The sequence below is a fragment of the Rhodococcus sp. ZPP genome, assembly GCF_017656075.1.
Lineage (GTDB): Bacteria > Actinomycetota > Actinomycetes > Mycobacteriales > Mycobacteriaceae > Rhodococcus_F > Rhodococcus_F oxybenzonivorans.
Map to the genome: position 1 here is coordinate 297,548 of NZ_CP058638.1, position 14,406 is coordinate 311,953.

Sequence of the window (14,406 nt, forward strand, 5' to 3'; positions counted from 1 at the left end):
GCTTGGCGTGGGCAGGACCTCACTAGACTAAACCCACGGCCAGCATGTTGTTGTTCGGATTAGACGGGAGAGGATTGCGGGTGCCGCGAATCTCGAAAGAAGCAAAGCAACTGAATCGACGAAAAATCCTGGACACAGCGAGCGTGATGTTCCGTGAGCAGGGCACAGATCAGGTCGGCATCGACCAGATCATGAATAACGTCGGACTAACGCGAGGCGGCTTCTACAACCACTTCGAATCGAAGGAGTCGCTGATCGGAGAAGCGTGTCGCTCTGCGTTCACGGCGACACTAGACGAGATCAAACAGTTCCTAGCTCAGACTCCCGACACCCCAACGACTCTGAGCCCACTCGAACGGTTCGCGGAGCGTTACCTGTCCGAGTACCACCGCGACGTACTGAGCGAAGCATGCCCCGCTCCAGCAATGGGTGCGGACATCAGCCGGCACACAGCAACAGCTCAACAACCCTATGCAGAAGGCGTCCAGTCGTATCTTCAGATCATCGCCGCATTATTAAGCCCCCAACCGGTCGAAAACGCGCGGGGGAACCACGACGCAGATTCGAATGACCCCGAAGCCCCGACTAGCTCAGCTATGACAAGCGACGCATCATCGATCGACGACTTTCGTCAACCCGCCCTCGAAGCATTCGCCTCAATGGTCGGGGCCATGGTACTGGCTCGGGCCGTCCGGGCCGCGGATCCAGCGCTTTCCGAGGAACTTCTCGGCGCCGGCCGCCATTCGATCGCAGGTATCGCCTCCTCAACCACTGCCGCAGAACAGATGTGACACATAGCCCTGTCGACAGCGAAGTGGACCTTCCATCGATACCGTGGTGCAGCCCTACTGGCGGCAGCTCCCACTCCGTCGTGCCACCGCGAGATCACAGCCGTGAAATCGCCTCGTGGTGCTGCAACACGATCAGGCTGTACCGCAATCGGAGACCTACCGGCCATGGAGTACTGCAGCGGCACCATCGGTCGGTCACCTCGGTCAAGGCGCGGGAAGATGATCCTTCCCCAGCACGAGGAGCGCCGACACGGAGTAGAGGTGGCCGGGATGCAACCCCCGTACTGCCTGCTGTGGTTTCACGCACTCACCCGCACCGTGGTGCCAATCGGCAGCACTCGCCGCCCCCGCCTGTCGCGGCTACCAACGATCAAAGTGCGGGAACCCGAACGCCACGCCCCCTGGGCCGCCCGCATCACTCGCGAGCCGGCAATCGACCAGCTGGATCCGACGTGACAAGTGGCCTGGGTGGCCCGGGCGAAGCTCCTGCAAGTGCGGGCGTGCAACGGCGAGCCACTCCCCCCGGCTGAGGGAGAACACGATGACTCGAGGAGATCAATGACGTCCACGACAACCCTCAACGACCGGGCCCGAGGCTGGCTCCGCTTCCAATGGGAGAAGACGACCACGCCGGATGACTGGTCGAGCAGCGGTGAACCGCGGCCTTGGTGGGACCGGGACTCTACGCCGATGTGTGCGTTCCCCCGGTTCGAGCTGATCATCGCCGGGGTCTGATCTCCACCGCTACGTTACGGCTCGCTGCAACGTCCTTTGCGTGCTTTGGCATCGCTTCCACTGCTTAAGCCGCTCCTCGCCGACTCCCTTGGGGACGACCGCAGGCAGACATGAGCGAGTACATCGAGGGCCACGCAATCGGCGTCTTGACCCATGCGGAGACGACAGGGCAAGCCCCGTCGAACTGGGCTCAGTTCACTGCGGCTTCAGTGTTCGCGGAGCTCAGGTCGAGGGCGATGTCGACGATGAGGTCTTCCTGTCCGCCGACGAGGCCGCGGCGGCCGACCTCGAGGAGGATGGTGCGCACGTCGATGCCATACCGCTGGGAGGCGACCTCGGCGTGCCGGAGGAAGGACGAGTACACGCCGGCGTAGCCGAGGGTGAGGGTTTCCCGGTCGACGCGCACGGGCCGGTCCTGGAGCGGCCGGACGAGGTCGTCAGCGGCATCCTGCAGGGCGAACAGGTCACTGTTGTGCTTCCAACCCTGCAGGTCCGCGACCGCTATGAACGGTTCGATCGGGCAGTTGCCGGCGCCGGCGCCATGCCCGGCCAGCGAGGCGTCGACCCGGGTGACACCTTCCTCCACGGCAACAACGGAATTGGCGACCGACAGCGACAGGTTCTCGTGGGCGTGGATGCCGATCTCGGTGGCCTCGTCGAGCACCTCCCGGTAGGCGCGGACCCGGTCGCGCACCCCGTCCATGGTCAACCGGCCGCCTGAGTCGGTGACGTAGACACAGTGCGCGCCGTAGGACTCCATGAGCTTGGCCTGGGCGGCGAGCTCGGGTGCGGTGGTCATGTGGCTCATCATGAGGAAGCCGGACACGTCCATGCCGAGCTCACGGGCTTTGCCGATGTGCTGGGCGGCGACGTCGGCTTCGGTGCAGTGGGTCGCGACCCGCACGGACCGCACGCCCAGTTGGTAGGCGTGTTCGAGTTCGGCGATGGTGCCGATACCGGGCAGCAGCAGGGTGGTCAGCCGGGCGTGGGTGAGGTTGGCGGCGGCGGCTTCGATCCATTCCCAGTCGGTGTTGCTGCCGGGACCGTAGTTCAGCGATCCGCCGGCGAGTCCGTCGCCGTGGGCGACCTCGATACCGTCGACACCGGCGGCGTCGAGCGCGGCCACGATCTTGCCGACGTCGTCGGGGGTGATGCGGTGGCGGACGGCGTGCATGCCGTCGCGGAGGGTGACGTCTTGGATGAACAGCTGTGTGGTCATCGGGTGGCTCCCTGTGCCGCGGTCGGGGCGGCGATCGTGTCGGCGACGGACTCGGCGTAGCGCACTGCGGCCGAGGTCATGATGTCGAGGTTTCCGGCGTAGGCCGGCAGGTAGTGGGCGGCGCCTTCGACTTCGAGGAACACCGTCACCTGGTGGGTGGGTGCCGCCGTGTCCCCGGAGGCGAGCAGGGTGTGCACGGGTTGGCCGTCCGGGACCGGGGTGATCTGGACCTGTTGCTTGAGTCGGTAGCCGGGCACGTAGGTCGCGACGTGGTCGACCATCGTCTGGATCGAGTCGCGCACCGCGTCGTGGGTGGCCGGGTCGGGGGCGGAGATCAGGCACAGGACGGTATCGCGCATGATCAGCGGCGGGTCGGCCGGGTTGAGGATGATGATGGCCTTGCCGCGGGCGGCGCCGCCGACGGCTTCGATGGCGTGGGAGGTGGTTTCGGTGAACTCGTCGATGTTCGCGCGGGTGCCCGGTCCCGCGGACTTCGACGCGATGGAAGCGACGATCTCGGCGTAGGCGACCGGTGTCACGCGGGAGACGGCGGCGACGATCGGGATAGTGGCCTGACCGCCGCAGGTGACCATGTTGACGTTGGTGGCGTCCCGATGTTCGTCGAGGTTGACCGCCGGCACCACGAACGGCCCGAGGGCGGCCGGGGTGAGGTCGATCAGCCGTTTGCCGAGCGGTTCGAGCAGGGCGGTGTTGGCGGCGTGTGCCTTGGCGGAGGTGGCGTCGAAGATCACGTCGATCTCGCCGAAGTTCGGCAACTCCAGCAGGCCCTGGACGCCGTCCGAGGTGGTGGGGACGCCGAGTCGGCGGGCGCGGGCGAGCCCGTCGGAGTCGGGGTCGATGCCCACCATCGCGCCCATCTGCAGGACGTCGGAGTGGCGGATCACCTTGATCATCAGGTCGGTGCCGATGTTGCCGGATCCGATCACTGCGACGGTGACCTTACGGGTGTTCTCGCTCATGGTGCTCACTCCTGGGTGAAGGTTGCGGTGACCGATCCGAGACCGGTGATGTCGGCGCGGACGGTGCCGGCGGTGTCGATGACGGCCATCGGCCCGAGGGCGCCGGACAGGATCACCTGGCCGGACAGCAGTGGTTGGCCGAACTCTCGTGCCGTGCGCGCGAGCCAGGCCAGCGCTCGTAACGGGTCACCGAGACAGGCGGCGCCGGTTCCGGTCGACACCTCGGTGTCGTCGATGAGCATCTGCATCTGCGCGGCGACCGGGTCGAAGGAGTCGAGGGTGCGACGATCGGCGCCGAGGACGAACAGCCCGCTCGACCCGTTGTCGGCGACGGTGTCTCCGAAGGTGATGTCCCACCCGGTGATTCGGCTGTCGACGATCTCGAGGGCGGCCACCGCGTAGTCGACGGCGCCGCGGATCTGGGCGTCGTCCAGTGGCCCGTCCACCAGATCGTGGTCGAGGACGAACGCGATCTCCGCCTCCACCTTCGGCTGCAGCAGACGTGACAGCGGGATAGGGACGGCCTCCGCGCAGCGCATGTCGTCGAGCAGCACCCCGAAGTCCGGTTGGTCGACACCGAGCTGCTGCTGGACCGCCGGCGAGGTCAGGCCGATCTTGCGGCCCACCACACTCGCACCGGCGGCGAGCCGGTCGGCGATGATCTGTTCCTGGACGGCGTACGCGGCTGCGGTGTCGTCGGTACCGATCAGGTCGCGGACCGGCGGGCACGGCGCGGAAGTTGCGGCGGCGATACTCAGCCGCTCGGCGGCCGCGGCGACCGCCTCGGCGGAGGCTCGCGCCGTGGGGGGCAGGCTGGTGCCCTGAGGTGTGCTCATCTGACTTCCCGATGTGATCGTGGGGAATGGACTGTGGTTCCACTGTCGCCGCCGGGTGATCGTCCGCCAAGCATTGCGTTCCACTGAGCCGAACACTGCCGGTATCGTGGGCGGTAGCGCCGGCGGCAACGGAGGTGATGTTCGCAGTGTCTGATCAGGAGTTCGACCGCACGACGGTGCTGGGAAAGGTCATGATGGTGCTGCACGCATTCACCATCGAAGACTCCACCGTGTCGCTGGCCGAATTGGCACGCCGGACGTCCATCCCGAAGGGCACGCTGCACCGGATCCTCTCCGACATGGCGGCAGTGCGGATGCTGGACCGCACCGGAACCGGCTACCGGCTCGGCGGCTCCCTGTTCGAGCTGGGCATGCGGGCGTCGGTCGAGCGCAGCCTGCTCGAGGTGGCGATCCCGTTCATGGAGGATCTGTATGTGCGCACCCACGAGACGGTGCACCTGGGGGTCCTCGACGGGATCGAGGTCGTGTACCTGTCCAAGATCGGCGGGCATCGGCAAGCGAGCGCACCATCGAGAATCGGGGGCCGGATGCCGGTGCACTGCACGGCGATCGGCAAGGTGCTGCTCGCCCACGCCGATAATGACCTGCGGGAACAGGTCCTTTCCGCTCCACTGGCCCGGTACACCCCGCGGACCGTCATCCTGCCCGGACCGCTGAGCACCCAGCTCGACCGCATCGCCGCCGAAGGCGTCGGTTACGAATACGAGGAATCCGCAACCGGAATCGTGTGCGTGGCGGCCCCTGTCCGCGACGGCGAGGACGTCGTTGCCGCGATCAGCGTGACCGGCCCTTCATACCGCTTTCGGCCTGACACCCACGCCGCGTCTGTTCGCGCGGCAGCTGAAGGAATAGGGATCACCCTTGCTCGCCGAAATCGGCTGCTCGCATGAGTAACCAAGTCCGCATCTCACACCGGGCCGGCCAGTGAGCAGAGTGAACGAGGCGGAATTGCCTCGGCAGAGCGGTGCCAGAAGAACGTCCGTTCAATCAGGGATTCGGTGTGCCTTCGTGCTCAGATGTTCCGCCCCATACTCCTTAGCGTTCATTGGCCTGTTCGGCGTAGGTTGTTCGCAACAGCAGAGCAGGTGCTGCAGATCCGTTTGCTGCGCGTTCACAGGGTTTCCGCGGTCCGTAGTGCTCGTTGTCGGGTGCGAAGAAGACGTCGGGATCAACGGGGCGGCAGCAGGCATGAAAACGACAGTGCCAGTGCTGTTCTCGTGGAATGTAAGGTCAGGTGGATACAAGGGCGTGGGGCACCGTCGTTTGCCGTTTTCCTCAGAGGGTCATTGGTCGGAGTCTGAACGAGATTCTGGGCGATCTCCGTCGCTATGGGTCACACATCGCGAAAGGCTTCCGAAGGAAGGACGCCGTATCGCTCACGGTAGGCGGCGGCGAATCGGGGCACGTGGTTGAAACCCACTTGTATGCGATGTCGCGGACGGACAGTCCTTAGGCGGGATCGGTTGTCGCCAGGTCTTCGTTCCGTACACCGCGTTGCGGTGTACCCGCGTGACAACTGATATGTTGTCGTGTCTTGTCAAGTGGCAGGTGGAGGCGGCCCCGGGAACCTCGGTGTCCGGGGCCGCCTCCGTTTCGGTCGACGATCGGTGTCAGCAGTGGGGTCGGCATGTCGATATTCGCGACACGTGGTCAGACTGATATGCGCGGGTTGGATACCGCAGGACGATTGTTCGGCAGGAACGGTGCTGCTGCTCTAGTGTCGAGCGTCGCAACAGTGGGTTCTCGGATTCTGTTGCTGCTCATAGCTGTATCGCAGGTCGTTCCTCACGCTGCCGGTCTCGCCACCGATGCCTCGTCGACCAGATCATGGGGGAACTGAGAGTCAGTCGTCGATCGTGGCGAGGGACCAGGCACCACCCGGCGAGCTCGCACGCGACGGCGACATTTGCAACCACCGGACGCTTTTTGCGGGCGGTGAACTGTTCCCATTTGTGGTGGAGTCGGTGGTTGCCTGCGTGGCCTCGTGCTCGCCGCGGGAGACGCCTTCTCCCGGTGCCAGTCCCCGATCTCGACCGCGAGGGCACGAGACCGACGTGGGGTGTCCACGCTGACTGCGTTCGGCCGTAGACATCCGAGCCTGCGCACCATCGGCGTGTAGGGGCTGTCCGCGGCCATGTCTGCGATCGCGGCATCGAGGCGGTCACGGCGGGCGAGTGTCAAAATCATCGCCTCGTAGTCCGAGTCGAACGCAGCTTGAAGTGCCGGTTGGTCGAAATTTTGTCCGCGCAGCCATACGTCGTGAGCAGCGGTCCACGCCGCCCCACCGGAATAGACGAGGCCCTGCCGCAGCAGTAGTTTCGACAACCGATGCCGGCACCGCATCAAATCCCCCGGGCGCCCTCACGGGCACGGACGAGATCGCGGGCCGCTTCTTGTTCCACCGAGGGCACGCTCACTTCGACGATCTCACCCAACCGTAGGAGTCGAGCCAGATGCAGGGCGTCACGGGCATCGGTCTTGATCCGGTCCCCGGCAGGGCGTTGCAGCTTCGACGGGGCCACCACCACGCATTCCACAGCGGCCGCGGTCAGTGCCCGACACAGCCCGAACCCTGTCGGGCCGGCCTCGTACACCCCCTTCACCGGACTCGGGAGCGTTCGTAGCCAGGCAAGGACCTCGCCGTAGTCGGGACTCAGCCGCCTTCTGAACACTTCGCCAGTATCTTCGTCGATCCCGCACGCCACGACCGACAACGCGTGCACATCCGAGCCGACACTCGTATGCTGAACTCTCACCGGGGCCTCCTGACCTGAAAATGTGGCTCTACCAACAGTGATCTTTCACCTGGCAACCCACGAGGCTTTGCAGAACGAGGCCCTCGGCCCCACAACGCAGGCCCTCATACCGTCTAGCTGAGCTGATGGCCGGACTAGTCGCAGAGCCGCGATGTCTCGACCGCCCAATGCGAGATGGAACCCGCCGCCGTCAAGATGTTCGCGCCCTCGAGCGAGGAAGTCGTCCTTGGTTCGGCGATCGCGCAGTGCGCTGCCTCCGAGGTGAGGGAGTGGCCCGCGCGGTTCCGGCCGGAATTCCACTTCTCACAGCGTAGATTGCCGACTTCGACAATGACGGGTACGTGAGCTGGATCGAGCCTGTGAAGTCCCTCCGATGCCGGGAGTGAGAACCGCGTCAGCGAAACCATGGCGTGGAGGTGGTATCTGTTGTCGCAGGGTTACATTCACCCTCCTGGTCCCCATGAACGAGTGTGGCCAAAACGCTCCCCGCTCCTACGTCAGCGGCTAAGTTACCGGTGATTAACATCACCAGTCCTTATCGATTTCCTACAAGTGGAGCCCTACATGCCTCGTGTTCTACTCTCGCGTCTGTTCGCCGCCGTCGGCCTGGTCGCGGTGTCGTTGCTGATCGCACCCTTGGCGCCCGCTCACGCGACCGGGCACGATCCAATCCTCTTCGTGCATGGATGGCAGGGCAGCTCTTCGCAGTGGAACACCATGATCGCGGCATTCAAGGCAGACGGATGGACCGACGCCGAGCTCTACAACTGGTCGTACAACTCCGATCAATCCAATGTCACGACCGCCGCACAGGTGGAGGCGAAGGTCGACGACATTCTCCGCATCACCGGCGCCGCCAAGGTGGATGTCGTCACACACTCGATGGGCGGATTGTCCACCCGGTATTACGCCAAGAACCTCAGCGGCGCCACCAAAATCGACGATTGGATCTCCCTCGCGGGCCCCAACCACGGCACTGATACCTCGAACGGCTGCTTTACCGCTTCCTGCACCGAAATGCGGATCGGCTCGGCGTATCTGACGAGTCTCAATTCCGGAGACGAGACGCCCGGTGCGCCCGCCTACGGAACGTGGTGGTCGCCCTGCGACACGGTGATCAACCCCGACTCCAGCGTTTCCCTTGCCGGTGCGACCAACAGGCAGACAGGATGCCTCACCCACAACGGAATACTCGAGAACTCCACGATCTACGGTCAGGTCCGCGACTTCGTCCGGTAGCACCGCCGGTGTGGACCGGAATCGCGTACCGCAGTTTCGGTACACAACCCCGGACTCCCCACTGCCCACCTTCCCGGGCACCATCAGGTGGGTCCAATCCAGCTGTCGGTAGTGGGTGGCACGCTGGTACGCCGGCGGACCTGGTGGCTCGTCGCCGCGGCCTTCGAAGGCGCTCTCATCGACCGCCGCGCGTACGAGAAACTGCTGCAATGAGTGTCGGCGCGCACGATGAGCCGGACGTGTGTGTGGCAGAACGTTTCTGGCGTGGCGGCGCGATCCTTTCTGGGTTCTCAGTCCCGGTAGTCCGGCTCCGATAGAGGAACCCGAACCGCACGTCCCGAGAGCTGACCGTCGACCGAACTCGCTGACCAGCGCAGTCCCAGTGGACCGTCCGGTGACATTCCCATTGCCGAGTCGCGGCGGAGGTGCACGGTGCGCAGAGAATGATCGACCGTCAACGCCCGGTAGTTGTCGTTCGACCACTGGCTTTCGCGGCGCCGCACCCGGTCGTACTTGCGTAGCTGCGTGCCGTCGTCGTCTCCACCAGCCCCTGTCCTTGATGAACCGACCGCCGACCACTCCGCACTTATCTCACGCGCCACGAACCGGGCCGCTCGACCAACCGACGGCAACCGACGCGTTCCCGATTTGCAATCCATGCCAGAAGATCTCAGATCATGGACTCGAGCGAACCGGCGGCTCTGAGCGGACGCGCTAGCCGTTAGGCAGTGACAAGGTGCCGGCAACTCATCCGCGGCGACACGGGCAGCTCGGTGAACACGGGTTCGGGCGATTCCGCCGTCGGCACCTCCAGGTAGAGGTGGCTGCCGTTGGCCACGACCCCCTGCGGTTGCAGGCCGATCAGCTTGGCCACCACGTAGGTGGCGCTCAGGCTGGTGACGTCGCGGATGATGCCGAGCCGCAGCAACGACCGTGTCTCGGCGATCGCCTCCTGCTCACCGGCTCGCAGGACCAGCCGCAGTCCGGGTGACAGTGCCTGCGCGGCCACGGATACGGCGATGTTGTCCAGGTCGTCGGAGCCGACGGCGGCCAGGGCCAGCGCGCGGCGCACGCCCAGTCGCTCGAGGAGTTCACGGTCGCCGCCGTGCCCGACGACGGTCGGAATGTTCATCGACCGCACGAGCCGCAGGTTCCTGGCCTGAGGGTCGCGTTCGACGCCCACCACCGCGACACCGAGCGACTGGAGTTCCCGGCAGAGCCGGAGCCCGACCTGGCCGAGGCCCACGACGATGACGTGGCCGGAGCGGGGCAGGACGCGGCTGCCCACCAGGCCAACCAGCCGGGGGCCGAGCAGGCGCTCGATGATCCCGGCGGTAAACATGGCCGTGAAGACGACGGTGAACAGCATCGCCACCGAGGAAAAGACAGCGTAGGCGGGGCTGCCGTGGGTATCGGTTCCCGGGCCCACGGTGGTCACCACGCGCACCGCCTCGTTGAACGCGTCGAGCGGTGCCACGTGCTGACCGAGCATCAACCACAGCCAGTCAGCGAACAGGACCACGAGAAGTCCGGCGAGTCCACCGAGCAGAATGCGCGTGCCGATGTCGTGCGACCGCAACAGTCCGGTCGCGCCGGTCGCCGCGGTGCGCCACCAGCCCCGCCGGGGCAGGTCGACGTGCGCGCCCTCGGGGTGGCCGTCGATCATGCGGACCGTCAGCATGTGCTCGCCCGCATGCCGGGCAGCGACAAGTCCGGATTCCAGACAAGGTCCGGCGAGCGTCGGTGCGGCGAGGTCGGCCGGTGACGTCACCTCGCACTGCGGAAGCAGCTGGGACAGCTGGTCCGCGACCGTGCGGTCGAAGATAGTCACCACCAACGGGATCGACGCCGAGATGTGCGCCGCGGCCAGCGCGTAGCGCAGCGCGACGACATCGTCGCGCACCAGTACGGCAATACCGCAAGGCTCGTCCGCCATCGCCAGGCGAAGTTCGTCGTCGTCGGGGGCAACGAGATGGCGTACGTGAAAGTCCCTCTCGCGGAGGGAGGCACAGACCCGTCGGGCCACGGTGGTTTCGCCGATGACGAGATATGAGTCGTTCACGTGTGGTCCTTCCGGCTCGGGATCACGAGAGCGTACCCGAGAAAAACCACGGATCCCACACGAAAACTTCTACCGGCGAGTAGCCCGGAGCAAGCTCGGCTGTAGGGCAACAGGACCGCAGTACACGAAGTCCGGAACTACGCGCTCATGGAACCTGATGTTCACCGCACGTCACCACTTCTGTTCTCGCCCCGTTTCATCGCCGGCCACACGGCGGTAGGCGAGAATTCGAACCAGGTCAGGGGTAATCCCGTTCAAGCCCTTGGGATTCGCACCGAGCGGTAGTGCATACACAGATACTTTCCGAATTCGCCACTGCCGCGAAGAAATATGGAAGTGGTTCTGCTAGAGCGCGTTCGATGTCGGGTTCTCCTTTCTCGGGGAGTGGCGGGTTCGGCTCCATTCGAGTAGATCAACCCAGGGCAACAGCCTGGTGGCGGCCCGCGGTCTGGTGGCTGCTGCCCGCGACCGCCCCGATCGTCAGCGAACCACCTCATCACGAGCGGACGACAGGGCAATGCGAATCATCCACACGTACGTGCACACCGGGCGCGGCGCCAACGAATTGCCCGCGTCAGAACTGAGTACGGAACATCTTCTTGACCACGGCCCTAACCTCACCCGAAACGCACGGTTGAGCCGTTGAGCCGTTGAGTCAGATCGATTCCACCCGTGTTGGTCGTCGCAACCTCAGACGAGGGTGTAGCCCAGCGCCTCCGCGGCCGTGGCGAGACGGCGTTGCAGACCGGGATGCGCGAGCGGATTCGACGTTGCCGGCCGGACGGGGAAGGCGTCGGCGGCCGGAGGGAACAGCGCTGCACACGGGCCGCCTGAGAACCGACCCCGGTAGAGCAGTCCATCGAGCCCGGGGTGCGCGGCAGCAATGGTGCGGGCCCACCGTTGGGTGAGGCCGTGGGGGGCGGAATCGAGGGCTAAGGTGCCACCGACCCGGGTCGGCCAGCGGCCGGCCCCGAACCCGCCGACGTCGAGGAGCCGCAGGTCTCGGGCCGGATGCAGCCCGGTCAGATACGGCGCCTCCTCCAACCGGTCGATCGTGCGGGTGGCCTGGAACGCTTCAGCGAGTGCGCCGTGCACATCAGTGGCCCCGTACCAGACACCGTGCCGCGGGTGGTGACCGCGCGGGAGCGGGTGCGGGTCGAACCGCAGCACCGGACCATAGGTGCGGAGCTCGTTCCAGGCCAGCGCGTGGCTGCTGGTGGTGCGGTGCACCCGCCAGAGCATCCCGGTGGTAGGGATCAGGGCGTATTCGTTGTCGCGGATGCCGTGGTGGGAAAGGTCGTCGACGGCCGGAGGGTGCGGGAGCATCCTCGCCACTTACGCTGCCTCCCATTCGATTTGGGCGATCACTTCTAGTGCGGTTTCGACGTCGCCGCCGCTGGCAAGCCAATCGATTACCGAGACCGGGCGCCCGTCCAGAGCCAGGTCGGCCCTGGGGTCGGTCAGGGCCCTCTCGAGCGCGAGGGGATGCAAACCGTCCGGGAGGGCCGTCAGGATACGGTCGAGGTTCGGCACCATCGCCGCACCGGTGAACTGCACCGCAGGTAGCAACAGTTTGTTGCCGACCTTGATCGTCCACACACTGCCCGTCCCGGCCCGCTGCCGGATCCGGGACGTCGACACCCCAAGCAGGCGGGCCACCTCCTCGACCGTCTTGGCGGAGGCGGTCAGCTCACGCATACGTCGTTCCCGCTCGGCGGCCGCAGCGGCCGGGGCAAGTGGGTCCTCGGTGAACCCGGCCGCGTCGTACAAGGCGGCGTCGTGGTCGCTGAGCTGGGCGTTGGGGTGCGCTCCCCGGCGCAGCGCATGCAGCAGCGGCAGCATCGTTTCCCGCGAGACCGGGGTGCCGAGCGCCTCCCCCACCGCGGCCTCGAAGTCGACGTCGCCGGCGAGGTAGCGGTCATCGATCGTGCCCATCAACACCTCCTAACAGTTACTAACAGTCTACCTCACTGTTAACAAACCAGGGACTGATGGCAGGGGCAAATGCCGTCTAGGGCGCTACGCGACTTTCCATAGACCTTGGAGAGCCGTTCGACCGAACAGAACGGCTGTTCGGAAACATTGACAGATTCCGCCGGTCGCTCGAAAGCCGGTGCTCACCGGCCGTGGCGCCCGCGCCCAGATCGGCATGACGGGACTGCCGACAAATCGATACCGGCAGGGTCCGATACAGAAGTTGCAGCCGCTGTGACCGAACTTTTCGGAGACCCCGAGGCCGAGTTCGAGGCCTCAATTAAGTGGTCGAATCCCACCTGACTCGGGACAAGACACAGGTCCGTACGAGCCGCACACTCGTTGCGATACGCCGCCCAGAGAATGGCACGCAAGGCGATCTCCCAAACAGATGTTTTATCGACGGACAATGGGTGGAAGCGGCCTCCGGCCGACGGTTGTGGAAGATTGGCGAGGGCATCATCGGCTCGACTTCGACGAAAATGACCTGGGCCCCGGCGACTCGTTCTGCTTCGACTCGAGCCGGCCACACCTGTTCTACAACCCAGGCACGGTACCCGCACGCGGCGTCTGGTTCGTCTTCGACACCGCGACCCACACCGCCGACATCAGATCGTTGCTAGACGCGATGCGAACCGCCAACGGAAGCGGCGAGAGCCGCACCCATCTGCCCACGTTCAGGTAAACCCGCCAGCCTGTCCCCCACACTTCGGCGATCACCTCCGCCTGATCCTGCCTGTGAGCGAGTACCAACTACCCGCGCCGAGGCCGCCGCGAACCAGCGCGTCCACCGGTGGCATTCCGGACTAGGGTGCAGATGATTGAACCCTGCCGCGTAGGCCGACTCTCTCCAATCACATTTAACGTGTGCTTTCGGTCAGCCCTCGCCAGTGTGTAACGATCGATTCGGAGATGGTGATATCCACTCGAATGGATTCACGGAGATGCGAGTGGCTGTGGGACAGCCTTCCTCGCCGAAATGGGGGGCGATGTTGAAATCTGTTGGTCGGATTGTGTTTGCGTCTGCCGCGGTCTCTGCGGCCGCTGTGGTCGGTGGTGGATCGGTCTCCGCCGCTCCGGTGCCGGTGCAAGCTGGTGACACATGGGCTATGGCCGAGGACGTCAGTCAATGCGGTGTTGCCCGGATCCCTATGACGGTGGGTCTGTCGAGCGGGTGGCCAGGTGCCGAGGCATACATTCTGCTGTCACCAGAGTTCTATGTGCCCGCGGAGCTACGAGGAGTACCGCACGAACTGACCTCGTGCCTTATCCCGGTGACCGTGCATTGGGAGAACCTTGATACGGGCGCGGCGGGCAGTCGCACGGTCTATCCGATGGACAGCCGCCCGGATCGATATCAAACCTCGGGTAACGCGGCCTATGTCGCGTCGGGCCTCGGCCGCGTCCGGTTCTGGCTGAGTACCGCTACTGCTCACGTGTCCGCGCCTGCAATCGAAGCTGTCATCTCGCTCTGAGATCCGTTCGCAGCACGCCTGTTTGATGTGAGCCGATGATTCAGTCTCAAGAGATGACGGCATGAATCGAGGTCCTCACGACGCTCACCACCGGCCAGGATGTTCTCATTCGGCACCATTCGAGTGGTGGGCCCGAACGGGTCCACAATGCCGAGTGATCCCTGAGCGGCACGGTCCTCAACTCGGAGTCGTTGGGTGGGTCAACTTCCGGCTGGCCGGTGGAATTGTATGGCGGCCTCGAAGGCATTGCTCGGCAAGCGGGTAAACGCTGCCGGAGCCCATCGTACGCATCGAAATCGGCACCCAATACACCTTGCG

Annotated in this window: 14 protein-coding genes and 1 pseudogene; 7 read left to right on the plus strand and 8 right to left on the minus strand. The window is 65.1% G+C overall.

Annotated features, from left to right (window positions below; all coding sequences use genetic code 11):
• The first annotated feature begins 80 nt into the window (after positions 1-80).
• From HYG77_RS01455 to HYG77_RS01465, 3 genes are all read left to right on the plus strand, one after another.
• Complete coding sequence (locus tag HYG77_RS01455) at positions 81-791, plus strand: TetR/AcrR family transcriptional regulator (protein ID WP_208961671.1); 711 nt, start codon at positions 81-83, stop codon at positions 789-791.
• Between the two features lie 219 nt (positions 792-1,010).
• Positions 1,011-1,247 (plus strand): hypothetical protein, encoded by a 237-nt coding sequence (locus HYG77_RS01460; protein ID WP_208961672.1) that lies wholly within the window; start codon positions 1,011-1,013, stop codon positions 1,245-1,247.
• Between the two features lie 102 nt (positions 1,248-1,349).
• Complete coding sequence (locus HYG77_RS01465) at positions 1,350-1,526, plus strand: hypothetical protein (RefSeq protein ID WP_162603147.1); 177 nt, start codon at positions 1,350-1,352, stop codon at positions 1,524-1,526.
• A gap of 190 nt (positions 1,527-1,716) precedes the next feature.
• On the opposite strand, the gene dmpG is transcribed toward HYG77_RS01465, so the two are convergent.
• The 3 genes from dmpG to HYG77_RS01480 are packed head-to-tail and all read right to left on the minus strand — an operon-like array spanning position 1,717 to position 4,561.
• On the minus strand, positions 1,717-2,745 hold the full coding sequence (gene dmpG, locus HYG77_RS01470; protein ID WP_208961673.1) for a 4-hydroxy-2-oxovalerate aldolase: 1,029 nt from the start codon (positions 2,743-2,745) through the stop codon (positions 1,717-1,719).
• Positions 2,742-3,725 (minus strand): acetaldehyde dehydrogenase (acetylating), encoded by a 984-nt coding sequence (locus tag HYG77_RS01475; protein ID WP_109329687.1) that lies wholly within the window; start codon positions 3,723-3,725, stop codon positions 2,742-2,744. The genes dmpG and HYG77_RS01475 overlap by 4 nt, the downstream gene beginning before the upstream one ends.
• 5 nt (positions 3,726-3,730) lie before the next feature.
• Positions 3,731-4,561 (minus strand): fumarylacetoacetate hydrolase family protein, encoded by an 831-nt coding sequence (locus HYG77_RS01480; protein WP_208961674.1) that lies wholly within the window; start codon positions 4,559-4,561, stop codon positions 3,731-3,733.
• Positions 4,562-4,707: 146 nt separating this feature from the next.
• On the opposite strand from HYG77_RS01480, the gene HYG77_RS01485 reads away from it, so the two are divergent.
• Complete coding sequence (locus HYG77_RS01485) at positions 4,708-5,472, plus strand: IclR family transcriptional regulator (RefSeq protein WP_208961675.1); 765 nt, start codon at positions 4,708-4,710, stop codon at positions 5,470-5,472.
• Between the two features lie 953 nt (positions 5,473-6,425).
• On the opposite strand, the pseudogene HYG77_RS01490 reads toward HYG77_RS01485, so the two are convergent.
• Positions 6,426-7,338, minus strand: a pseudogene (locus HYG77_RS01490) (transposase).
• A gap of 564 nt (positions 7,339-7,902) precedes the next feature.
• Here HYG77_RS01490 and HYG77_RS01495 point away from each other — a divergent pair.
• Both HYG77_RS01495 and HYG77_RS40590 read left to right on the plus strand, forming a co-directional pair.
• A complete protein-coding gene (locus HYG77_RS01495) occupies positions 7,903-8,577 on the plus strand; it encodes a triacylglycerol lipase (RefSeq protein ID WP_208961676.1) in 675 nt (224 codons plus the stop codon).
• Positions 8,578-8,664: 87 nt separating this feature from the next.
• Positions 8,665-8,790, plus strand: coding sequence for a hypothetical protein (locus HYG77_RS40590; RefSeq protein WP_257792478.1), 126 nt, complete (start codon positions 8,665-8,667; stop codon positions 8,788-8,790).
• Between the two features lie 77 nt (positions 8,791-8,867).
• Here the strand turns inward: HYG77_RS40590 and HYG77_RS01500 are convergent, their stop codons facing one another.
• The 4 genes from HYG77_RS01500 to HYG77_RS01515 all read right to left on the minus strand — a co-directional run bounded on the left by HYG77_RS01500 (position 8,868) and on the right by HYG77_RS01515 (position 12,574).
• Complete coding sequence (locus HYG77_RS01500; RefSeq protein ID WP_208961677.1) at positions 8,868-9,179, minus strand: hypothetical protein; 312 nt, start codon at positions 9,177-9,179, stop codon at positions 8,868-8,870.
• Between the two features lie 119 nt (positions 9,180-9,298).
• A complete protein-coding gene (locus HYG77_RS01505) occupies positions 9,299-10,639 on the minus strand; it encodes an NAD(P)-binding protein (protein ID WP_208961678.1) in 1,341 nt (446 codons plus the stop codon).
• A gap of 690 nt (positions 10,640-11,329) precedes the next feature.
• The gene (locus HYG77_RS01510) at positions 11,330-11,974 is read right to left on the minus strand and encodes an RES family NAD+ phosphorylase (RefSeq protein WP_208961679.1); all 645 of its coding nucleotides are present in this window, start codon (positions 11,972-11,974) and stop codon (positions 11,330-11,332) included.
• Positions 11,975-12,574 (minus strand): DNA-binding protein, encoded by a 600-nt coding sequence (locus HYG77_RS01515; RefSeq protein ID WP_208961680.1) that lies wholly within the window; start codon positions 12,572-12,574, stop codon positions 11,975-11,977.
• Positions 12,575-13,722: 1,148 nt separating this feature from the next.
• On the opposite strand from HYG77_RS01515, the gene HYG77_RS01520 reads away from it, so the two are divergent.
• Positions 13,723-14,088, plus strand: a complete 366-nt coding sequence (locus tag HYG77_RS01520) for a hypothetical protein (RefSeq protein WP_162603219.1) — start codon at positions 13,723-13,725, stop codon at positions 14,086-14,088.
• The last annotated feature ends 318 nt before the right edge of the window (positions 14,089-14,406 follow it).